Origin of the sequence: Salinicola sp. DM10, assembly GCF_017306975.2 — a bacterium.
Taxonomy (GTDB): Bacteria; Pseudomonadota; Gammaproteobacteria; order Pseudomonadales; family Halomonadaceae; genus Salinicola.
Window position 1 is genome coordinate 1,001,491 of record NZ_JAFLEN020000001.1, and the last position, 21,229, is coordinate 1,022,719.

The 21,229-nt window shown below is 65.8% G+C and carries 17 protein-coding genes; 5 read left to right on the forward strand and 12 right to left on the reverse strand.

What is annotated here, in order from left to right; genetic code table 11:
* Window positions 1-233: 233 nt before the first annotated feature.
* From J0A90_RS04450 to J0A90_RS04460, 3 genes are read right to left on the reverse strand one after another with little or no spacing between them, the layout of a single operon-like run.
* Entirely contained in the window at window positions 234-1,253 is a 1,020-nt protein-coding gene (locus J0A90_RS04450; RefSeq protein ID WP_207031008.1) for an SIS domain-containing protein, read from the reverse strand.
* Window positions 1,244-2,380 (reverse strand): N-acetylglucosamine-6-phosphate deacetylase, encoded by a 1,137-nt coding sequence (gene nagA, locus J0A90_RS04455; RefSeq protein WP_207031019.1) that lies wholly within the window; start codon window positions 2,378-2,380, stop codon window positions 1,244-1,246. Before nagA ends, J0A90_RS04450 begins: the two co-directional genes overlap by 10 nt.
* A 31-nt stretch (window positions 2,381-2,411) precedes the next feature.
* The gene (locus J0A90_RS04460; protein ID WP_207031021.1) at window positions 2,412-3,146 is read right to left on the reverse strand and encodes a GntR family transcriptional regulator; all 735 of its coding nucleotides are present in this window, start codon (window positions 3,144-3,146) and stop codon (window positions 2,412-2,414) included.
* 177 nt (window positions 3,147-3,323) lie between these two features.
* Here J0A90_RS04460 and J0A90_RS04465 point away from each other — a divergent pair, with 177 nt between their 5' ends.
* From J0A90_RS04465 to J0A90_RS04485, 5 genes are all read left to right on the forward strand, one after another.
* Window positions 3,324-3,956, forward strand: coding sequence for an NAD(P)-binding oxidoreductase (locus tag J0A90_RS04465; protein ID WP_207031023.1), 633 nt, complete (start codon window positions 3,324-3,326; stop codon window positions 3,954-3,956).
* Between the two features lie 105 nt (window positions 3,957-4,061).
* Window positions 4,062-6,002, forward strand: a complete 1,941-nt coding sequence (locus J0A90_RS04470; RefSeq protein ID WP_207031025.1) for an exoribonuclease II — start codon at window positions 4,062-4,064, stop codon at window positions 6,000-6,002.
* Window positions 6,003-6,221: 219 nt separating this feature from the next.
* Window positions 6,222-7,355: a glycosyltransferase family 1 protein gene (locus J0A90_RS04475; protein ID WP_207031026.1), complete on the forward strand. Its 1,134-nt coding sequence runs from the start codon at window positions 6,222-6,224 to the stop codon at window positions 7,353-7,355.
* Complete coding sequence (locus J0A90_RS04480) at window positions 7,348-8,139, forward strand: DUF2334 domain-containing protein (protein WP_207031035.1); 792 nt, start codon at window positions 7,348-7,350, stop codon at window positions 8,137-8,139. The genes J0A90_RS04475 and J0A90_RS04480 overlap by 8 nt, the downstream gene beginning before the upstream one ends.
* Complete coding sequence (locus tag J0A90_RS04485) at window positions 8,136-9,137, forward strand: lysylphosphatidylglycerol synthase transmembrane domain-containing protein (protein WP_207031037.1); 1,002 nt, start codon at window positions 8,136-8,138, stop codon at window positions 9,135-9,137. Before J0A90_RS04480 ends, J0A90_RS04485 begins: the two co-directional genes overlap by 4 nt.
* Window positions 9,138-9,365: 228 nt before the next feature.
* On the opposite strand, the gene sucD is transcribed toward J0A90_RS04485, so the two are convergent.
* The 9 genes from sucD to sdhC form a co-directional block, all read right to left on the reverse strand.
* Window positions 9,366-10,238 (reverse strand): succinate--CoA ligase subunit alpha, encoded by an 873-nt coding sequence (gene sucD / locus J0A90_RS04490; RefSeq protein ID WP_207031038.1) that lies wholly within the window; start codon window positions 10,236-10,238, stop codon window positions 9,366-9,368.
* A complete protein-coding gene (gene sucC, locus J0A90_RS04495) occupies window positions 10,238-11,404 on the reverse strand; it encodes an ADP-forming succinate--CoA ligase subunit beta (RefSeq protein ID WP_035470658.1) in 1,167 nt (388 codons plus the stop codon). The genes sucD and sucC overlap by 1 nt, the downstream gene beginning before the upstream one ends.
* 118 nt (window positions 11,405-11,522) lie before the next feature.
* Entirely contained in the window at window positions 11,523-12,974 is a 1,452-nt protein-coding gene (gene lpdA, locus J0A90_RS04500) for a dihydrolipoyl dehydrogenase (RefSeq protein WP_207031040.1), read from the reverse strand.
* Between the two features lie 69 nt (window positions 12,975-13,043).
* On the reverse strand, window positions 13,044-14,636 hold the full coding sequence (odhB, locus tag J0A90_RS04505; protein ID WP_233076488.1) for a 2-oxoglutarate dehydrogenase complex dihydrolipoyllysine-residue succinyltransferase: 1,593 nt from the start codon (window positions 14,634-14,636) through the stop codon (window positions 13,044-13,046).
* 51 nt (window positions 14,637-14,687) lie between these two features.
* Complete coding sequence (locus tag J0A90_RS04510) at window positions 14,688-17,525, reverse strand: 2-oxoglutarate dehydrogenase E1 component (protein ID WP_207031042.1); 2,838 nt, start codon at window positions 17,523-17,525, stop codon at window positions 14,688-14,690.
* Window positions 17,526-17,784: 259 nt separating this feature from the next.
* Window positions 17,785-18,495, reverse strand: coding sequence for a succinate dehydrogenase iron-sulfur subunit (locus tag J0A90_RS04515; RefSeq protein ID WP_035470655.1), 711 nt, complete (start codon window positions 18,493-18,495; stop codon window positions 17,785-17,787).
* Between the two features lie 14 nt (window positions 18,496-18,509).
* Window positions 18,510-20,282: a succinate dehydrogenase flavoprotein subunit gene (gene sdhA, locus J0A90_RS04520; protein WP_035470654.1), complete on the reverse strand. Its 1,773-nt coding sequence runs from the start codon at window positions 20,280-20,282 to the stop codon at window positions 18,510-18,512.
* Between the two features lie 3 nt (window positions 20,283-20,285).
* Window positions 20,286-20,633: a succinate dehydrogenase, hydrophobic membrane anchor protein gene (gene sdhD / locus J0A90_RS04525; protein ID WP_035470653.1), complete on the reverse strand. Its 348-nt coding sequence runs from the start codon at window positions 20,631-20,633 to the stop codon at window positions 20,286-20,288.
* Window positions 20,627-21,004 (reverse strand): succinate dehydrogenase, cytochrome b556 subunit, encoded by a 378-nt coding sequence (sdhC, locus tag J0A90_RS04530; RefSeq protein ID WP_035470652.1) that lies wholly within the window; start codon window positions 21,002-21,004, stop codon window positions 20,627-20,629. The genes sdhD and sdhC overlap by 7 nt, the downstream gene beginning before the upstream one ends.
* Window positions 21,005-21,229 lie beyond the last annotated feature (225 nt).

Sequence of the window (21,229 nt, forward strand, 5' to 3'; positions counted from 1 at the left end):
GAATGGATGGCGCCTGTCCGCGCCCCCACCCGAGATAGTGAATGGGGGTGACGGGGAGACGGCCGAGCGTAAAATTAGGTTCTGTGCGAAAAGTCAGCGAGCGAAGGCAAGACAAGGCAAAAATTGGCGAAAACGCGGAGTTTACGGGGTGTAAATGAGCATTTTGACCGGGCTGGCGATCCAGCCGATTTTTAACGCCGTATTGCCGAGCGCAGGTAGTTTTCGTACAAAACCTAGAGTGTTCGGGTCACCTTCTGCAGGTGCCGCGGACGATCGGGATCCCCGCCGCGGGCCACCGCCAGCCGCGCCGCCATGACATAGAAGCTCTGGATCACCGCCAGCGGCTGGAGATCGTCGTGGACGGCGTCAACCACGTCCAGCTCGCGCCCGGCGACGCTGGCGTCCGCCGCCAGCAGCACTCTTGCGCCGACCCCGCGCAGCCACGCCGCCAGGTCGAGCAGGCCGGCCTGATCCGGCCCCGGTGGTGCCAATACCAGCACCGGGTAGCCGGGTTCGATCAGCGCCATCGGGCCGTGCTTGACCTCGGCGGCACTGAACGCCTCGGCCTGAATGCCGCAGGTCTCCTTGAACTTGAGCGCCGCTTCCTGGGCGACGGCGAGCCCCACCCCGCGTCCGATCACCAGCAGCCGATCGGCGCCGCTCAATGCCTCCACCGCGGCTTGCCAATCGCAGGCGGCGGCGCTTTCCAGCCGCTCGGGTAGCCGCTCGAGGGCACGCAGCAACTCAGGGTCGCCCTGCCACGTCGCGATCAGATGCGCCGTGGCGGCCAGGGTCGCGAGATAGCTCTTGGTCGCGGCCACGCTGCGCTCGACCCCGGCATGCAGGCCCAGGTGGTGCTGCGAGACCGACGCCAGCTCGGCGTCGGGGGCGTTGACCAGCGCCAGGGTGCGCGCCCCGCCCGCGGCCAGCGCGCGCTGGGTAGCGATCAGATCGGGGCTCGCCCCGGACTGCGAGATCGCCAATGCCAGCTGCCCGGAGACCCGCCACGGCGTCCCGGCGAGGGTGGTCAGCGACGGCGGAATCGAGGCGATCGGCAGCCCGAGGCGCTTCATGCCGAGATAGGCGAAGTAGGCCGCCGCGTGATCGGAGCTGCCACGGGCCACGGTCACGGCCCCATGTAGATCCGCGGCGCGCAGCTCGCGCCCCAGCGCGGCCACCGTGGCGGCATTGGCCTGCCACTGCTCGCGCAGGCGTTGCGGCGCGCTCAGCGCCTCTTCCAGCATCAGCGACATGGGTCTGTCTCCGCGGTAGGCGCCGCATCGCGGCGGTGAACACATTCGCCGCCGACATAGACGGCGTCGAGATCGAGATCGGCGCTCATCACCGCCACGTCGGCGTGGGCGCCGGGGGCGAGCCGGCCGATCTCGTGCTCGCCGAGAAACTCCGCGGGGAAGCGCGACAGCCGCTGGGCGGCATCGGCCAGATCGAGACCGATGGCGACCAGATTGCGCAGCGCCTGATCCATGGTCAGGGTGCTGCCGGCGAGCGTGCCATCGGCCAGGCGCACCCCGCCCAGACACTTAGTGACGCGCTGCGCGCCGAGCCGATACTCGCCGTCGGGCATGCCCGCCGCCGCGGTGGAATCGGTCACCGCGTAGAGCCGCGGAATGCAGCGCAGCGCGGCGCGGATCGCCCCTGGGTGCACGTGCAGCAGGTCGGGGATGATCTCGGCGTACTCGGCATGGGCCAGGGCGGCACCGACCATGCCCGGCTTGCGGTGGTGCAGGCCGCTCATGGCGTTGAACAGGTGCGTGAAGCCACGGGCACCGTGGGCGAGCCCCGCCACGCCTTCTTCGTAGCTGCCCAGCGAGTGCCCCATCTGCACCCGCACGCCGCGCCCGTCCAGATGGCGGATCAGCTCGGCATGCCCGGAGAGCTCCGGGGCCAGGGTCAACAGCCGGATCGGTGCCAGCGCCAAAAGCGCCTCGACCTCCGCGATCACCCCGGGGCGCGCGCAGGGCGGTTGAGCGCCGAGCTTGCCGGGGTTGATATAGGGCCCTTCCAGATGGACCCCGAGAAGGCGCGCGGCGCGCTCGGGGGGCGCAGCGATCCACTCAGCGGCATCGCGCAGAGCGCGCTCGATCTCCGCCGCCGGTGCGGTCATGGTCGTGACCAGCAGGCTGGTAGTGCCGAAGCGCACATGGGTGCGTGCCAGGGTCGCCGCGGCCTCGCCCCCCTCCATGGCGTCGGCACCGCCGCCGCCATGCACGTGCAGGTCGACGAACCCGGGCAACAGCCGCGGATGCGCGTTGTCGTTCGGGTCGACCGCCTCGCCGTCGATCGCTGTCACCCGCCCTGCCTGCCAGCGCAGCCAGCCCAGGCGCCAGCCATCCGGGGTCAGGATGTTGCCGTACAGCATGTACTCTCCTCGGGTGATGCCGCCGCCGGCATCACTGCGTCAGTTCCAACATGAAGTCGTAGTAGTCGGTGCGGCAGTAGGTGACGGTCAGCTCAGCCGCCCGTCCGTCCGCCAGATAGCCCAGACGCGTCATCACCAGCAGCGCCTGGGATTCGGCGACCTCGGCCAGCGCCGCCAGCTCGGCGTCGGCGTTGCACGCCGAGACGTGCTGCAGCGCCCGTACCACCGGGGTGCCCTGGTTCTCGAGATAGCGGTAGAGCGAGTGCTCGACCGCCTGCGGGTCGGCCACCACGCTCAGCGGCAGGCAGCTCTCCTCCACCGCCACCACCACGTCGTCGGCCAGGCGCAGACGCTTCAACCGCGCCACCCGGCTGTCCGCAGTCAGCCCCAGGCGCAGCCCCTCTTCCGCCGTGGGTACGCCCAGACGCCGCTCGAGCCAGCGCGAGCTGGGGCGATGTCCGCGCTGCACCAGCAACTCGGTGAAACTGGTGAGCCGGGTCAGTGACTGATTGAGCCGAGGAGCGATGAAGGTGCCCGAGCCGCGGCTGCGCTGGATCAGCCCCAGCGCCACCAACCGGTCGAGCGCCTTGCGCGCGGTGATGCGGGAAATGTCCAGCGTCTCCGCCAGTACCCGTTCGGAGGGCAGCGCCTCGCCCGCCTCCCAGTCACCCGACTCGATCGCTTCGATCAGCTGCTGCGCCAGCTGCCGATAGAGCGGCGTGGCGCGCGAGGCATCGAGCTGCAGGCGGGAGAGTGACGACGGCATGGCTTGATTCCCCGGGGCTAGGCGTCAGGATGGATACCAGTTCAATACCACTAACATAACCACTGCAATACCACTTCACCAGCCCCCACTTTGGTCGTATCACGCATCCTCTGCCATGCTCGGAGATAGACCCGAAACGTCATCAAGCACGTCATCACGACAGCAAGGAGACATGAGATGAGCAAGACACTGGTCATCGGTGCCAACGGCCAGATCGGCCGCCGCTTCTGCCAGCAGGCCGCCGCCCAGGGCGCGCCGGTGCGGGCGATGCTGCGCGACACCTCCCAGCAGGCTTTCTTCGACGAACTGGGCGTCGAGAGCGTGATCGGCGATCTCGCCGGCGACATGACAGACGCTTTCGAGGGCTGCGACGCGGTGCTGTTCACCGCCGGCTCCGGCGCGTCCACCGGACTCGATCGCACCCTGATGATCGATCTCAATGGCGCCATGCGCGCGGTGGACGAGGCACGCAAAGCCGGCATCCGACGCTTCGTGATGGTTTCCACGCTGCACGTCGACCCGCTGGCAGGACCCGAGAAGCTGCAGCCCTATCTGGTCGCCAAGCGCGCCGCCGACGCCTACCTGATGTCCAGCGAACTCGACTGGACGGTACTGCGCCCGGGGCGTCTCACCGATGAACCGGGCCGCGGCCGCGTCGCGCTGTCGCAGGCGACTGCGGCCAGCGGCGAGATATCACGCGACGACGTCGCCAGCGTTGCCCTGGCGGTGCTCGGGCACCCCGCCCCGGCGCGCGAGTATATGCTACTGGCGGGCGACACCCCGATCGCCGAGGCGATGAGCGCGAGCTGAAGCCCCAGCCACGCCGGCCGGGGGCCTGGGGGCGGCGTGGCGGATTGGCGTGAAAAGGCGGGAATCCGTATAGTGGCGCTCTCGCCCAACGACCGATTCGATACGATGCTGCAGAACAACGCTCTTCTGGCCCAGCTGAAGCAAAACATCCGCGCCCAGACCCCGCGTGCCCAGGGCACGATCAAAGCCACCGACAAGGGCTTCGGTTTCCTCGAGACCGAGGACGGGACCTCCTACTTCATTCCCCCGCCCGCCATGAAGCAGGTTCTGCACGGCGACCGTATCGAGGCCGCGATCAAGGAGGATGGCGACAAGAAGCAGGCCGAACCGGAGAAGCTGATCGAAGCCTCTCTCGATCGCTTCATCGCCCGCGTGCAGCTGCGCGAGGGCCGCCTGGCGGTAATCCCCGACCATCCCTCGATTAACCAGCCGCTCAAGGCGCGCATCAAGCGCTCCCTCGACGAGGCCAGCATCGCCGACGGCGACTGGGTCGTGGCACGTCTGGTGCGCCATCCGCTGCGTGCCGACGACCGCGGCTTTTTCACCCAGATCGACGAGCTGGTGGTCAAGCGCGACGACCCTGCCGTGCCGTGGCGGGTGACCCTGGCGCGCCATGCGCTGGAGCAGGAGTGCCCGCCGGCGGCGGACTCCTGGCCGCTGCAGGAAGAGGGTCTCGAGCGCGAAGACCTCACCGCCGAGCCGTTCTTCACCATCGACGGTGAGAAGACCCGCGACATGGACGACGCCCTGCGCGTCGAGACCAGCGACCACGGCTGGACCCTGACCGTCGCCATCGCCGACCCCACCGCCTATGTCGACGAGACCCACCCGGCCGATCAGGAAGCGCGCACCCGCGCCTTCACCGTCTACCTGCCGGGTCAGAACGTGACCATGCTGCCGGAGGCGCTGGCCGACGATCTGTGCTCGCTCAAGCCCGACGTCGAGCGTCCGGTGCTCGCCTGCCGCCTGCAGGTGGGCCGCGACGGCACCCTCGGCGAATATCGCTTCTTCGCCGCGACCATCCGCTCCCAGGCGCGGCTGGTCTACGACGACGTCTCCGACTGGCTCGAAGGCGTGGATAACGCCGAGACACCGGCGGCGGCGATCGCCCCCCAGCTCGAGGCCCTGCGCGACCTGGCCCAGGCCCGGTCGGCCTGGCGCGAACAGAACACGCTGGTGTTCAAGGATCGCCCCGACTACGTCTTCGATCTCGACGACGCCGGCAACGTGCTCGCTATCCGTACCGAGACCCGCCGCACCGGCCAGCGCATGATCGAAGAGGCGATGATCGTCGCCAACGCCTGCTGCGCCGACCTGCTGTCGCGGGAAGTGGGGCACGGTATCTTCAACGTCCACCACGCCTTCGAGCCGGAGAAGCTCGACCCGGCGCTGGAGTTCCTCGCCGCCCAGGGGATCGAGGTGGAGCGCGAACAGCTCAGCGAGCTGCCGCGCTACCGCGAGCTGCGCCGGGCGCTGGACAGCCGCGAGGACGCCTGGCTCGATGCCCGCCTGCGCCGCTTCCAGGGTTACACCAACATGTCGGCCCGCCCCGGCCCCCACTTCGGCCTGGGCCTGCCGGCCTACGCCACCTGGACCTCGCCGATCCGCAAGTACGGCGACATGGTCAATCATCGCCTGATCAAGCGCGTGCTCAAGGGTGAAGCGGCGCCGGCGGAAGCCAGCCAGCGGCTGACCGAGCAGCTGACCGAACGCCGCCGACTGAACCGAATGGCCGAGCGCGACGTCAAAGACTGGCTCTACGTGCGCTATCTGGGGCAGTTCCTGGATCAAGGCACGGTGTACGACGCCGATATCATCGATATCCGCCGCGGTGGCATGCGCGTCCGGCTGAGCGCCAACGGCGCCACCGCTTTCATTCCCGCGCCGATGCTGCACAGCGACCGCAATCAGGTGGCGATCGACGATAAGGAAGGCCGCATCCAGATCGCCGGCGAGCCGCGCTATCAACTGGGCGGAACACTGCGCGTCAAGCTCGTCGAGGCGCGCGAAGCGACCCGCTCGCTGGTGGCGACACCCGCCGAGTGACACGAACCGAGCCGCGTGCGCCAGGGATGGCGCACTCAGGCTACCACCATGGTGTGAACACCCTGTGACAGCGACGCGATATACTGCTGTCTAGGAAAGACCTTCAACGCGCGGCGCGAGCGATCCGCCGGCACTCCGTCATCCGGTCTTTTCTGGCGTCATCGCCATTCTCGGGAATGCGCCGTATCGACAGGGATCGTTTTTTAGAGGAGCGGCTCGTTGCATATTGCCGACGTCACGATGTTCTATGCCCCTGCCAGTGGCGGGGTCCGTACCTACCTCGACGCCAAGCACCGGCGCCTGGCCAAACTTCCCGGGGTCACCTGCAGCCTGCTGATTCCCGGCGCCGAGCGCGTCTCCCATGACGGCGTCTACGAAGTCCCCTCGCCGCCGCTGCCGTTCAGCCAGGGCTATCGCTTTCCGCTGCGCCGTCGCGGCTGGAAACGCGAGCTCCTGCGGGTCAAGCCGGACATCATCGAAGCGGGCGACCCCTACGTCACCGGCTGGGCAGCGCTCGATGCCGGGCGCCAGCTCGACGTACCGGTGGTCGGCTTTTACCACTCGGACCTGCCGCGCCTGATCAGCAACCGCCTCGGCAGCGGCACCGACCGCCTGGTCGAGCGCTATGTCTATCGCCTCTACCGCCGTTTCGATCAGGTGCTGGCGCCCAGCCGAGTGATGGCCGAGCGGCTGACCCGACTGGGGATCGAGCAGGTCGCGGTACAGCCGCTGGGCGTGGATCTCGAGAGCTTCCATCCGCGTTTTCGCGATCCGGCGCTGCGCGCCAAGCTCGGCCTCGACGACGACACCAAGCTTCTGATCTTCGTCGGTCGCGGCTCGCGCGAGAAGAACCTGCATCACCTGCTGGAGATGGCGCGTCAACTGGGCAAGGGCTATCACCTGCTGCTGATCGGCCCCAGCATGCCCAGCCAGACGCCGGACAACGTCAGCGTGATCGATCGCTATACCCCGACCGAGGAAGTTGCCGGCTGGCTCGCCTCCAGCGACGCCCTGGTTCACGCCGGCACCCAGGAGACCTTCGGCCTGGTCGCGCTGGAAGCGATGGCCAGCGGCATTCCGGTGATCGCCGCGCGCGCCGGCGCGCTGGCCGAGAACGTACCGCTGGGCTGCGGCCTGCTCAGCGAGCCGCACTCCCCTGCCGACATGGCCCGCGCGGTGCGCGAACTGTTCACCCAGCAGGATGCCGAACAGGCCGGACGCCGCGCGCGGCGCTACGTCGAGCGCCACCACGACTGGGACATCGTCATCGATGGCCTGCTCACGCACTATCGCCGCCTGACCAATGCCACCACCAGCGCCACGGCAGCGCAGCATGGGTCGCAGCATGGTTGAACGGCATTTTTCCCTGGTCCTGCACGACATCGCCCCGGAGACCTGGCCCGACTACCAGGGCTTCGTCGAGGCGATCGACCGTCTGAGCGAGCGTCTCGGCCCGATTCCCATCACCTGGCTGGTAGTACCCGACTTCCACGGTCGCGGCGAATGCCGCTATAGCGACGAGCTGCGCCGGGTCCTGGACAGCCGCCTCGCCCGCGGCGACGAACTGGTGCTGCACGGCTACTTTCACCGTGACGATGCGCCCCGACCGCGCACCCTGCACGACTTCTACATGCGCCGCATCTACACCTGGGAGGGGGAGTTCTATACCCTCGACCAGGCCACCGCCGGCGCCCTGCTCGACCACGGCATGGCGCAGTTCGACGCCTGTGGCTGGCCCCACGGCGGCTTCGTGGCACCGGCCTGGCTGATGAGCCAGGGCACCCGTGTCGCGCTGCGCCAGCGCCCCTTCACCTACACCAGTGACCCGCAGCAGCTCTACCGCTTGCCCGGTTTCGAGCCGATCAAGGCGCCGAGTATCGTCTGGAGCGCGCGCAGTGCCTGGCGACGCGGCATGTCGCGGGTGGTCAGTGCCGTCCAGCAGCGCCGCTTCAAGCAGGCCGCACTGCTGCGCCTGGCCCTGCATCCGGTCGACATGCGCTACCGCGTCTCCTACGACTACTGGTATCGGCTGGTGGAACAGCTCATGGGTGAAGGACGCCAGGCGGTGACCAAGCAGCACTGGCTGGATCATCACGCCCCCGACCTCGCCATGCGCAAGGATCGTTCGGCGGCATGAAACGGATCATCTGGTGTCTGGTGCTGGGCCTGGTGGCAGCACTGGCGATTCCCCTGCTGATCGGCGGGCGAGGTATCGTCACCGAGCTGCGCGGCTTTCCCACCTCCACGCTGCTGCTGATGCTGGGCATGATCTTTGTGTGCTGGAATCTCAACGCCCTGCGCCTGCGCCTGCTGCTGGCCGGGCGCGCCGGCAAGCTGTCCCAGGCGCGCGCCTTCTCGATCGTGATGGCCACCGAATTCGCCATCTGTGCCACCCCGGGTGGTACCGGCGGGCCGCTGACCCTGCTCGGCCTGCTCGCCCGGCGCGGGGTGCGCCCGGCGCAATCCTCGGCGATCTTCGCCGTCGACCAGCTCACCGACCTGCTGTTCTTCCTCTCCGGTCTGGTCGGCGTCGCCGCCTATGTGCTGATCGAAGCGGTCGATCTGCAGTTGGGCTGGCTGGTGGGCCTGCCCACCACGCTGCTGGTCAGCGCGCTGGCGATCCTGTGGCTGACGCTGAGCCACTACAACCGGGTGATGCAGGTGACCGGACGCTGGCTCGAGAAGCTCAACGTCAAGCGCCGCTCGCGCTTCGGCCTGGCGCGGCGTCTGCTGCACTTTCGCAATTCGCTGGTCGAGACCCTGCGCCTGCCGCGCTGGCTGCTGTTCGCCATCTTCTTGCTCTGCTGCGCCCACTGGCTGGTGCGCTACAGCGTACTGTTCCTGGTGGTGCAGGGGCTGGGGCAGCATATCGACTGGGCCTGGACCTTCCTGGTGCAGATGGTGTCGATGGCCGCCGGTCAGTTGAGCTTTTTGCCCGGCGGCGCCGGCGGTGCCGAACTCACCTCCTCGGCACTGCTGACGCCGCTGATCGGGGCCCAGGCAGCGGCTGCCTCGGTGCTGATCTGGCGCTTCGTCACCTACTACTTCTATCTGCTGGCCGGCTTCCCGATCTTTCTCGCCACCGCCGGCCGCGCCTTCCTGCGCATGATGGCGCGCCGCCAGCAGCGGCGCTGAGCGCCGCTGCCGTGATCGGCGCCGCACAGGCCTGATCTAGCGCCCGGGAGATTGCCGGGGCCAAGCTCGTCGCACTGTTTCCCAGCCACGCTCTGTTTGCCAGTCAACTAATGGCGCCCAGCGCCGCCGGCGATCGATCTCCGATATAGCCGACCCATAACGCAAACGGCCCGCCAGGCAGTGCCTGGCGGGCCGTCGTCGCAGCGCAAACCTCGCGCCGTGAAGCGATTACCAGCCGGTAACGGCTTTCAGCGCATCACCGATCTCGGCGAGCGAACGCACGGTCTTGACCCCGGCGTCTTCCAGCGCGGCGAATTTCTCGTCCGCGGTGCCCTTGCCACCGGAGATGATCGCACCGGCGTGGCCCATGCGCTTGCCCGGAGGGGCGGTGACACCAGCGATGTAGGAGACCACCGGCTTGGAGACGTTGGCTTTGATGTAGGCCGCAGCTTCCTCTTCGGCGGTGCCGCCGATCTCGCCGATCATCACGATCGCTTCGGTCTGCGGATCCTTCTCGAACATCTCGAGGATGTCGATGAAGGTGGACCCCGGAATCGGGTCGCCGCCGATGCCCACGCAGGTAGACTGGCCGAAGCCGTGATCGGTGGTCTGCTTGACCGCTTCGTAGGTCAGGGTGCCGGAGCGCGATACGATACCGACCTTGCCCGGCTTGTGGATGTGACCCGGCATGATGCCGATCTTGGTCTCACCCGGGGTGATCACGCCGGGGCAGTTGGGGCCGATCAGGCGCACGCCCAGCTCGTCACACTTGACCTTGACGTCGAGCATGTCCAGCGTCGGGATACCTTCGGTGATGCACACGATCAGCTTGATGCCGGCGTTGGCGGCTTCGAGGATCGAGTCCTTGCAGAAAGCAGCGGGCACGTAGATCACGCTGGCCTCGGCGCCGGTCTGCTCGACCGCTTCCTTGACGGTGTTGAACACCGGCAGGCCCAGGTGCTCCTGGCCGCCCTTGCCCGGGGTGACGCCGCCGACCATGTTGGTGCCGTAGGCGATCGCCTGCTCGGAGTGGAAGGTCCCCTGGCCACCGGTGAAGCCCTGGCAGATGACCTTGGTGCTCTTGTCGATCAGGATACTCATTACTTGCCCTCCGCCGCTTTGACGACCTGCTGAGCCGCGTCAGTCAGGCTGGTAGCAGCGATGATGTTCAGACCGCTGGAGGCCAGCTTCTCGGCACCCAGCTCGGCGTTGTTACCTTCCAGACGCACCACCACCGGTACGTTGACGCCGACCTGCTCGACGGCACCGATGATGCCTTCGGCGATCATGTCGCAACGCACGATGCCGCCGAAGATGTTGACCAGCACGGCCTTGACGTTGGTGTCGGAGAGAATGATCTTGAACGCTTCCGCCACCCGCTCCTTGGTCGCGCCGCCACCGACGTCGAGGAAGTTGGCCGGGCTGCCGCCGTTCAGGTTGACGATGTCCATGGTACCCATGGCCAGACCGGCACCGTTGACCATGCAGCCGATGTTGCCGTCGAGCGCGACGTAGTTGAGCTCCCACTCCTGGGCGTGGGCTTCGCGCTCGTCTTCCTGCGACGGATCGCGCATCGCCTGCAGGTCCGGGTGACGGTAGAGGGCGTTGGCGTCCAGGTTGATCTTGGCGTCGAGGCAGTGGAGGTTGCCTTCGTCGGTGATCACCAGCGGGTTGATCTCCAGCAGGGCCAGATCCTTGTCGTGGAACAGCTTGGAGAGACCCAGGAAGATCTTGGTGAACTGCTTGATCTGGTCCTTGTTCAGGCCCAGCTGGAAAGCCAGCTCACGCGCCTGGTACGGCTGTGCGCCGACCAGCGGATCGATCTCGGCCTTGAGGATCTTCTCGGGCGTCTCCTCGGCGACCTTCTCGATCTCGACACCGCCCTCGGTGGAGGCCATGAAGACCACGCGACGAGTGGCGCGATCGACCACCGCACCCAGGTAGAGTTCGCTGGCGATGTCGGTGCAGTTCTCGACCAGAATCTTGGCGACCGGCTGACCTTTTTCGTCGGTCTGGTAGGTCACCAGGTTCTTGCCCAGCCACTGCTCGGCGAACGCCTTGGCGGCTTCCGGGCTCTCGACCAGCTTGACACCGCCGGCCTTGCCGCGACCGCCGGCATGGACCTGGGCCTTGACGACCCACTTGTCGCCACCGATTTTCTTGCAGGCCTGTGCCGCTTCTTCGGGGGTGTCGACGGCGAAGCCTTTGGACACCGGAAGACCGTAATCGGCAAACAGTTGCTTGCCCTGATACTCGTGAAGGTTCATCGATTCATGCCATTAGGTTGCATGTGACTCGAATGGCAGGGGCCGCTGAAAGGCCCCCGCCCCCGTGCCGCTCCGAAACCAGAACGGCACCTCTGGCAAGACGCGCGAATAATAGGACTTACTTGCGCTTCTTGCGGTTGGCCATGTGAATGGCGTGACCGTCGACGGCCAGCGCCGCTTCGTGGACCGCTTCGGAAAGTGTCGGGTGAGCGAAGCAGGTCAGGGCCAGATCCTCGGCGCTGGAGCCGAACTCCATGGCGATGACGCCCTGGGCGATCAGTTCGCCGGCGTGCTGACCGAGGATATGCACGCCGAGGATGCGATCGGTCTTGGCGTCGGCGACGACCTTGACCATGCCTTCCGGGGCGTTGTTGGCGAGCGCCCGGCCGCTGGCGGAGAACGGGAAGGTGCCGGTGTTGACCTCGATCCCCTGCTCCTTGGCCTGCTGCTCGTTCATGCCGACCCAGGCCACTTCCGGCGCGGTGTAGATGACGCTGGGGATGGTGTCGTAGTTCATCTCCGGCTTCTGGCCGGCGATGATGTCGGCGACCATCACGCCCTCTTCCGAGGCCTTGTGCGCCAGCATCGGGCCGCGCACCACGTCACCGATGGCGTAGACGCCGGAGACGCTGGTACGGCACTGGTCGTCGACGAAGATGAAGCCGCGCTCGTCGAGCTTCACGCCGGCGCCATCGTCGAGCAGCTTGTCGGTGTAGGGCTTGCGGCCGACACACACGATCAGCTTGTCGAAGGTCTGCTCCTGGTCGCCGTCGCTGTCGGTGTACTGGACCACGACTTCACGCTTGTCGCCCTTGCCCTTGACCTCGGAGCCGGTGACGCGCGCGCCCAGCTTGATGTCCAGGCCCTGCTTCTTGAGCAGCTTCAGGGTCTCCTTGGAGATCGCCTGATCGACCATCGGCAGGAAGCTGTCGAGCGCTTCGAGCACGGTCACTTCACTGCCCAGACGGCTCCACACGCTGCCCAGCTCGAGACCGATGACGCCGGCCCCGATCACGCCCAGGCGCTTGGGCGCTTCACTGAATTCGAGCGCACCGGCGGAGTCGACGATGATGTCATCGGTCATCGGCGCCGGTGGAATGTTCACCGGCACCGAGCCGGAAGCGATGATGACGTTGTCGGCAGTGTAGGTCTGGCTCTTGCCGTCGTGGCCGGTCACTTCGACCTGCTTGCCGTCGAGCAGCTTGCCGGTACCTTCCAGCGCGGTGACGCCGTTGGACTTGAACAGCATGCTGATACCGCCGGTGTTCTTGGCGATGACGCTGTTCTTGAACTCCATCATCTTCTTGACGTCGGTGGCGACGTCGCCGACGTTGATGCCGATCTCGGCATAGTGATCGCGCGTCTCGACGAACTTGTGCGACGTCTCGAGCAGCGCCTTGGACGGGATACAGCCCACGTTGAGGCAGGTGCCGCCGTGGACGGTCTTGCCTTCCTTGTTCACCCACTTCTCGACACAGGCCGTCTTGAGGCCCAGTTGTGCGGCGCGGATCGCGGCCACGTAGCCGCCAGGGCCGGCGCCAATGACGATCACATCGAATTTATCGGCCATGAAAGATTTCCTGTTCGTCTCGTGTGCCATCCGCCGGGGCGCGCCCCGGCGGATCCGGATGTCGGGCGGTCAGATGTCCAGCAGCAGACGCGCCGGATCCTCGAGCAGCGACTTGATCGCCACCAGGAACTGGACCGCATCCTTGCCGTCGATCATGCGGTGGTCGTAGGAGACCGCCAGATACATCATCGGGCGAATCTCGACCTTGCCGTTGACCGCCATCGGGCGCTCCTGGATCTTGTGCATGCCCAGGATCGCGGTCTGCGGCGGGTTGAGGATCGGCGTCGACATCAGCGAGCCGAAGATACCGCCGTTGGTGATGGTGAAGGTACCGCCCTGCATGTCTTCGATGCCGAGCTTGCCGTCACGACCGCGGCTACCGAAGTCGCCGATCGCCTTCTCGATGTCGGCCAGCTTCATGCTGTCGGTATCACGCAGGACCGGCACCACCAGGCCCCGCGGGGTGGAGACGGCGACGCCGATGTCCTGGTAGCCGTGATAGACGATGTCGGTGCCGTCGATCGAGGCGTTGACGTCGGGGAAGCGCTTGAGCGCTTCGGTCGCCGCCTTGACGAAGAAGCCCATGAAACCGAGCTTGACGTCGTGGGCCTTCTGGAAGGTGTCCTTGTACTGGCTGCGCAGGGCCATCACCGCGCTCATGTCCACCTCGTTGTAGGTGGTGAGCATGGCCGCGGTCTGCTGGGCCTGGACCAGACGCTTGGCGATGGTCTGACGCAGACGGCTCATCGGCACGCGCTGCTCGGGACGCTCGCCCTCGACCGCCGGTGCGGCCTTGGCGCCGCCGGCCGGCTTGTCGGCCTTGGGTGCGGCGGACTTCTTGGCGGAGCCGCTGTCGATGGCCTTCTGCACGTCTTCCTTCAGAACACGACCGCCCTTGCCGGTGCCTTCGATCTTGGCCACATCGAGATCGTTCTCGGCCGCCAGCTTGCGCGCTGCCGGCGCGAGGATCTTGCCGTCGACCTTGGCATCCGCCTCGCCGTCGTCGTCGCTGGAGGCCTGCTCGGCGGGCGCGTCATCGCTGGCACCACCCTCGGCACCTTCGCTGAACACCGCCAGCAGGGCCTCGGATTCGACCTGCTCGCCCTCCTGGACCTTGATCTCGGCTAGGGCGCCATCGGCCGGCGCGACCACTTCCAGCACGACCTTGTCGGTCTCGATCTCAGCCAGCACCTCATCGCGCTTGACCGCTTCGCCGACCTTCTTGGTCCAGCTGGCGACGGTGCCTTCCTGTACCGACTCCGGGAAGCTCGGCGCCTTGACATCGTGCTGCTTGCCGCCGCCGGCCGGCTTCTTGGCAGACGACTTGTCGTCGCCCTTGGCATCGTCGGACTTGGTGTCGCTGGACTTGGCGTCGTCGGCCTTGGTGTCACCAGACTTGGCTTCGCCGCCCTTGCCACCTTCGCCGGCGGCGCCGAGCACGCCCAGCACCTGCTCGGACTCGCAGGTGTCACCCTCTTCGATCTTGATCTCGGAGAGCGTGCCGGCTTCCGGCGCCACCACTTCCAGAACCACCTTGTCGGTCTCGATCTCGACGATCAGTTCATCGCGCTCGACGCTGTCGCCCACCTTCTTGTGCCAGGTGGCAACGGTTCCCTCGGCAACGGATTCGGGGAAAGTCGGCGCTTTGATATCAGTAGCCATGTCGTATCCTTAATCTCTTCTCTGTCGCATCTGTTCCGGCAGCATGGCGCCTCAGGCGTTGAAGGCGTCGTCGACCAGCTGGCTCTGTTGTGCCACATGGACCGACATGTAGCCCGCGGCGGGCGCGGCGGATGCCGGACGACCCGCGAACTTGAGGCTGTGGTCCAACCCTTCGCGCACCATGCTCGCCACCAGGCGAAGATGATGCTGGCTCTGATACCAGGCGCCCTGGTTGAGCGGCTCTTCCTGACACCAGACGACCTGTTCCAGGTTCGGAAAGGCCTTGAGCGCGTCGAACAGTTCTTCCTTGGGGAAGGGGTAGAGCTGCTCGACACGAATGATCGCGGTATCGTCGCGCTGGTTCTCGGCACGGTAGCTGGCGAGATCGTAGTAGACCTTGCCCGAGCAGATGACTGCCCGCTTGACCGCCTGCGGATCGCGCTCGCCGACGTCCGGGATGACCATCTGGAAGCGGCCGTCGGACAGCTCTTCCATGGTCGACGTGGCATCCTTGTGACGCAGCAGACTCTTGGGCGACATCACGATCAGCGGCTTGCGCAGCGGACGGATCACCTGGCGCCGCAGCAGATGGAAGATCTGCGCCGGGGTGGTCGGCACGCACACCTGCATGTTGTGCTCGGCGCACAGCTGCAGGAAGCGCTCGAGGCGCGCGGAGGAGTGCTCCGGCCCCTGGCCTTCGTAACCGTGCGGCAGCAGCAGCGTCAGCCCGCACAGGCGCGCCCACTTCGACTCGCCCGAGGAGATGAACTGGTCGACCACGACCTGGGCGCCGTTGAAGAAGTCCCCGAACTGGGCCTCCCAGATGATCAGCGCATTGGGCGTGGTGGTAGCGTAGCCGTACTCGAACGCCAGCACCGCCTCCTCGGAGAGGAAGGAGTCGTGGATGGTGAAGTTCGGCTGCCCTTCCTTGATGTGCTGCAGCGGAATGTAGGTCGAGCCATCTTCCTGGTTGTGGACCACGGCGTGACGATGGGAGAAGGTCCCGCGGCCGGCGTCCTGGCCGGTCAGCCGCACCGGATGGTCGGCGTCGACCAGGGTGGCGTAGGCCAGGGTCTCGGCAAAGCCCCAGTTGAGCGGCTGGTTGCCGGCGAGCATCTTGCGACGCTCTTCGTAGACCCGTGAAACCTGACGCTGAACCTCGACCCCATTGGGGATCTCGCTCATCTTCTGCGCCAGCTGGCGCAGGTGCTCGAGGTCGCAGCTGGTATCGGTGTCACCGCTCCACTCGTGGCCCAGGTACGGCGTCCAGTCGACGAACAGGCCGGTGTTGGGCTGTTTCACCAGGGCGTTGGCCACGTGATTGCCGGCCAGCAGATCGTCGCGATACTGCTCGCCCATCTGCTTGGCCTGCTCCTCGGTGAGTACGCCCTCCTCGATCAGCTGCTCGACGTAGAGCGTGCGCGTCGACTTGTGCGACTTGATCTTGGCGTACATCAGCGGCTGAGTGCCGGAGGGCTCGTCGGCCTCGTTGTGACCGCGCCGGCGGTAGCAGACCAGATCGATGACCACGTCGCGCTTGAACGCCTTGCGATAGTCCACCGCCACCTGGGTCGCATGCAGCACCGCTTCCGGGTCGTCACCGTTGACGTGGAAGATCGGCGCCTGAACCATCTTGGCGATGTCGGTGCAGTATTCGGTGGAGCGCGCGTCGTCGGGCCGCGAGGTGGTGAAACCGACCTGGTTGTTGATCACGATGTGCAGCGTGCCGCCGGTCTTGTAACCGCGGGTCTGTGACATCTGGAAGGTCTCCATGACCACGCCCTGACCGGCGAAAGCAGCGTCGCCGTGGATCACCACCGGCAGCACCTGCTCGCCGTCGACGTCGTCGCGACGGTCCTGACGCGCGCGCACCGACCCCTCGACCACCGGGGAGACGATCTCCAGGTGGGAGGGGTTGAAGGCCAGCGCCAGGTGCACTTCGCCGCCCGGCGTCATGACGTTGGAGCTGAAACCCTGGTGATACTTGACGTCACCGGAGCCGCGCTCGAGCTGTTTCTTGCCGTCGAATTCGTCGATCAGCTCAGACGGGCTCTTGCCGAGGATGTTGACCAGCAGGTTGAGGCGGCCACGGTGGGCCATGCCGATGACCACTTCCTTGACGCCGTAGGTGCCACTACGCTGGATCACCTCGTCCATCATCGGGATGAAGGACTCACCGCCTTCCAGTCCGAAGCGCTTGGTGCCGGGATACTTGGAGGCGAGATAGCTCTCCAGCCCTTCGGCGGCGGTGAGGCGCTCGAGCAGATGCTCGCGATCGCTCTGGCTGTACTTGGGCTTGGAGCGCACCGACTCGAAACGCTGCTGCAGCCAGCGCTTCTCTTCGGTGTTGACGATGTGCATGAACTCACAGCCGATCGACCGGCAGTAGGTCTGATCCAACGCCTCGACGATCTCCTTGAGCGGTGCCTCGTCCTTGCCCAGGAAGAACGAACCGGTCTGGAACACGGTGTTCATGTCGGCCTGGGTGAGGTCGTGGAAGGAGAGATCGAGGTCAGGCACGGTCTCGGCCTGACGCAGACCGAGGGGATCGATGTCAGCGCGCTGGTGGCCACGGAAGCGGTAGGCGTTGATCAGCTGCAGTACCTTGACCTGCTTACGATTCTCGCTGCTGCCGGCGGTACTGGGGGCGGCTTGCCCGGGACGACGCTCGCGCGCCAACTGATAGAACTGCTCCCGGATGGGGCTCAGGGGGACATCATGAGCGGGGGTACCTTCCAACCGGGGCAACTGATCGAAGGCCTGGCGCCACTCGTCGGGCACGGTCGAGGGATCGTTCAGGTACTGCTCGTAGAGCGCTTCCACGTAGTGAGCGTTACCGCCGCTCATGTGGGAAGTGCGCCACATCAACTCCATTATGCCTTCTTGCATATCTCGTTCACCCTGCACTGATGGGGTGTTGTCGGCGCCGGTCGCGATCTGCGTCACGGCGTCACTCCGTCACCGTCGCGAGACGGCGTAACGACCATGTAGGCGAAGCGGCGTCATGATCGTTAAAAGCCGGTGCACGAGGCACCGGCCAGCATTCTGATAATCGGCTCGACTGCGACACGGTGTCGCAGTCGGCGAGCGCGGCACATGATAACAAGCCGCGCGCTACGATTTAAGTCGTAGATGCCCGCACCCGCGCTCAGGTGGCGTTGGACAGCAGCATTTCCCGAATCTTGCCGATGGCACGGGTCGGATTGAGACCTTTGGGGCACACCGAGACGCAGTTCATGATGCCGCGGCAGCGGAACAGGCTGAACGGGTCCTCGAGCTCGGCCAGACGCGCCTGGGTGGCGTTGTCACGCGAGTCGGCGAGGAAACGGTAGGCCTGCAGCAGGCCGGCCGGGCCGACGAACTTGTCCGGGTTCCACCAGAACGACGGGCACGAGGTCGAGCAGCAGGCGCACAGGATGCACTCGTAGAGGCCGTCGAGCTTGTCGCGCTCCTCCGGCGACTGCAGGCGCTCGATCGCGGGTGCCGCGGTGTCGTTCTGCAGATACGGCTGCATGCGCTCGTACTGCTTGTAGAACAGCCCCATGTCGACCACCAGATCGCGCATGACCGGCAGACCCGGCAGCGGACGCAGCACCAGCTTGTTGTCCTTGACCACCTCGGACAGCGCGGTGATGCAGGCCAGGCCGTTCTTGCCGTTCATGTTCATGCCGTCGGAGCCGCAGACCCCTTCACGGCAGCTCCGGCGAAAGGCCAGCGAACTGTCCTGATCCTTGATCATGGTCAGCACGTTGAGGACCATCAGATCGCGCCCCTGGGTGTCGATCTGGAACTCCTGCATGTAGGGCGCGGAGTCGGTCTCGGGGTTGTAGCGGTAAACGGAAACCTGAAGACTGGACATGAGTGACAACCCCCTCAGTAGGTACGGATTTTCGGCTCGAAGGTATCGACCGTCTTCGGCGTGAAGTTGACATCACGCTTGGTCACGCGCTTGTCGCCCGGATGGAACAGCGAGTGCTTGAGCCAGTTGACGTCGTCACGATCCGGATAGTCGTAGCGCGAGTGAGCACCGCGGCTCTCCTTGCGCTCCAGTGCCGCGATGGCGGTCGCTTCGGCCACTTCGAGCAGGTTGTCTAGCTCCAGCGCTTCGACCCGCGCGGTGTTGAAGGCGTTGGACTTGTCACTCAGGTGGGCCTTACCGATACGCTCGCGCAGCTCGGCCAGCTTGCTCACACCCTCTTGCATGTTGTCTTCCTGACGGAAGACCCCGAAGGCGTTCTGCATGGTGTTCTGCAGCTCGGCCTTGAGTTCGGAGACCGATTCGCCGCCGCTGGACTCGTTCCAGCGCGACAGGCGCGCCATGGCGCTGTCGACGTCCGACTGCGAGGCGTCTAGGTATTCGATACCTTCGTTGAGCGCCTTCTCGATGTAGATGCCCGCAGCGCGACCGAAGACCACCAGGTCGAGCAGCGAGTTGCCGCCCAGACGGTTAGCGCCGTGAACCGAGACGCAGGCCGCCTCGCCACACGCGAACAGCCCGTTGATGATGGCGTCGTTGCCGTCCTTGTCCTGGGTCAGCGCCTGGCCGTGAACGTTGGTCGGAATACCGCCCATCATGTAGTGGCAGGTCGGGGTGACCGGGATCGGCTCCTTGACCGGATCGACGTGAGCGAAGGTCTTGGAGAGCTCGACGATGCCGGGCAGGCGCTTCATCAGCACCTCTTCACCCAGGTGGTCGAGCTTGAGCATGACGTGGTCGGCGTTCTCGCCGCAGCCGCGCCCTTCCAGCACTTCCATGACCATGGCCCGGGCGACCACGTCGCGGCCTGCGAGGTCCTTGGCGTTGGGCGCGTAGCGCTCCATGAACCGCTCGCCGTCCTTGTTGATCAGATAGCCGCCCTCGCCACGACAGCCCTCGGTCACCAGACAGCCGGCACCGTGGATACCGGTCGGGTGGAACTGCCACATCTCGATGTCCTGCACCGGGAAGCCGGCGCGCAGCGCCATGCCGATACCGTCACCGGTGTTGATCAGGGCGTTGGTGGTGGAGGCGTAGATACGGCCCGCGCCGCCGGTGGCCAGTACGGTGGCCTTGGACTTGACGTGCACGATTTCACCGGTCTCGATGCACAGCGCGATACAGCCGACCACGTCGCCGTTGGCGTTCTTGACCAGATCGATGGCGTACCACTCGTCGAGGAACACCGTGTTGTTCTTCAGGTTGTTCTGGTACAGCGTGTGCAGCAGCGCGTGGCCGGTACGGTCGGCCGCGGCACAGGTACGTGCCGCCTGGCCGCCCTTGCCGAAGTCCTTGGACTGGCCGCCGAACGGACGCTGATAGATGCGGCCGTTGTCGAAGCGTGAGAACGGCAGCCCCATGTGCTCGAGTTCGAAGACCGCCTTGGGGCCCTCGGTGCACATGTATTCGGCGGCGTCCTGGTCGGTGATGTAGTCACCGCCCTTGACGGTGTCGTACATGTGCCAGCGCCAGTCGTCGTTGGGATCGGCGGAGGCGATGGCACAGGTGATGCCACCCTGGGCGGAGACCGTGTGCGAGCGGGTCGGGAAGACCTTCGACAGCACCGCCGTCTTCTTGCCGGACTTGGCCAGCTCGAGTGCTGCGCGCAGGCCGGAACCGCCACCGCCGATGATGATGGCGTCGAATGTCAGGTTTCGCATGGTAGACATGGATCAGGCTCCCCAGAGGACTTGTACGCCCCACACCAGAAAAACGAAGATGGCGAGAATCACGACGGCCTGGAATCCGAAACGTGCGCCGGTGTGCTTGAGGTAGTCGGTGGAGATGGTCCACAGACCGACCCAGGCGTGTGCGGCCATCGAGATGAAGGCCAGCAGCGAGAAGATACGCATCCAGGTCTGCGCGAACAGTCCGCTCCAGGTGACGTAATCGAGGTTGGGATGGAACAGCAGATAAGCGACCAGGAACAGCGCATAGACCGCCAGGACGAGCGCCGAGACGCGCTGGATCAGCCAGTCGGAAAGGCCGCTGCGACCGAGATTCGTGATGTTGGTTACCATACCCAGACTCCTGCCAGAACCACCAGAACGGCACTGATCACGACCGTGATCTGCGCCTTACGCGTACCGCCTTCGAGATCGACGCCGTAGCCTGCGTCCATCAGCAGGTGCTTGATACCGGCCACGAAGTGGAACCCGAGCGCTGAGAGCAGACCCCAGGCGACCAGCTTGGCCAGTACGTTGTGCGCCAGCACATCGCTCACTGTCTCGAACCCCTGCGGCGAGGAGAGCGACTTATCCAGGGCCCAGAAGCCGAAGATCAGCCCGACGAACAGGATGACGCCGGTAACGCGGTGAGTGATGGAGGTCAGTGCGGGGAGTGGAAAGTGGATGGTAGACAGGTCGAGGTTTACTGGACGTTTGCTATTCACGGCTGTTCAACACTCTCTTGACCCAGACGGGTCTGGCCCGTTTGGGCTGTGGTTTTTAGAAGCAGGATCTCGGTCGCGGAACTGGTTTCCCTGCGGCCCAGGCCGAGCTGACGATGCCATATCGCGCGGGAGAAGATTATAGGGTTTGAGGGCCGGCATGACAAACGGCTACAACTTTGGTCATGCCCAGAACGACCCCAGAAAGCCTGCCTGCGGCACCCGCCA

Excerpts from the sequence above, each read along its gene's own strand:
- J0A90_RS04480 (WP_207031035.1), top strand. The coding sequence starts at position 7,348 with ATGGTTGAACGGCATTTTTCCCTGGTCCTGCACGACATCGCCCCGGAG.
- J0A90_RS04465 (WP_207031023.1), top strand. The coding sequence starts at position 3,324 with ATGAGCAAGACACTGGTCATCGGTGCCAACGGCCAGATCGGCCGCCGC.
- J0A90_RS04450 (WP_207031008.1), bottom strand. The coding sequence starts at position 1,253 with ATGTCGCTGATGCTGGAAGAGGCGCTGAGCGCGCCGCAACGCCTGCGC.
- J0A90_RS04510 (WP_207031042.1), bottom strand. The coding sequence starts at position 17,525 with ATGCAAGAAGGCATAATGGAGTTGATGTGGCGCACTTCCCACATGAGC.
- J0A90_RS04460 (WP_207031021.1), bottom strand. The coding sequence starts at position 3,146 with ATGCCGTCGTCACTCTCCCGCCTGCAGCTCGATGCCTCGCGCGCCACG.
- J0A90_RS04515 (WP_035470655.1), bottom strand. The coding sequence starts at position 18,495 with ATGTCCAGTCTTCAGGTTTCCGTTTACCGCTACAACCCCGAGACCGAC.
- J0A90_RS04485 (WP_207031037.1), top strand. The coding sequence starts at position 8,136 with ATGAAACGGATCATCTGGTGTCTGGTGCTGGGCCTGGTGGCAGCACTG.
- sucD (WP_207031038.1), bottom strand. The coding sequence starts at position 10,238 with ATGAGTATCCTGATCGACAAGAGCACCAAGGTCATCTGCCAGGGCTTC.
- nagA (WP_207031019.1), bottom strand. The coding sequence starts at position 2,380 with ATGCTGTACGGCAACATCCTGACCCCGGATGGCTGGCGCCTGGGCTGG.
- lpdA (WP_207031040.1), bottom strand. The coding sequence starts at position 12,974 with ATGGCCGATAAATTCGATGTGATCGTCATTGGCGCCGGCCCTGGCGGC.
- odhB (WP_233076488.1), bottom strand. The coding sequence starts at position 14,636 with ATGGCTACTGATATCAAAGCGCCGACTTTCCCCGAATCCGTTGCCGAG.
- sdhA (WP_035470654.1), bottom strand. The coding sequence starts at position 20,282 with ATGTCTACCATGCGAAACCTGACATTCGACGCCATCATCATCGGCGGT.
- sucC (WP_035470658.1), bottom strand. The coding sequence starts at position 11,404 with ATGAACCTTCACGAGTATCAGGGCAAGCAACTGTTTGCCGATTACGGT.
- sdhD (WP_035470653.1), bottom strand. The coding sequence starts at position 20,633 with ATGGTAACCAACATCACGAATCTCGGTCGCAGCGGCCTTTCCGACTGG.
- J0A90_RS04470 (WP_207031025.1), top strand. The coding sequence starts at position 4,062 with ATGCTGCAGAACAACGCTCTTCTGGCCCAGCTGAAGCAAAACATCCGC.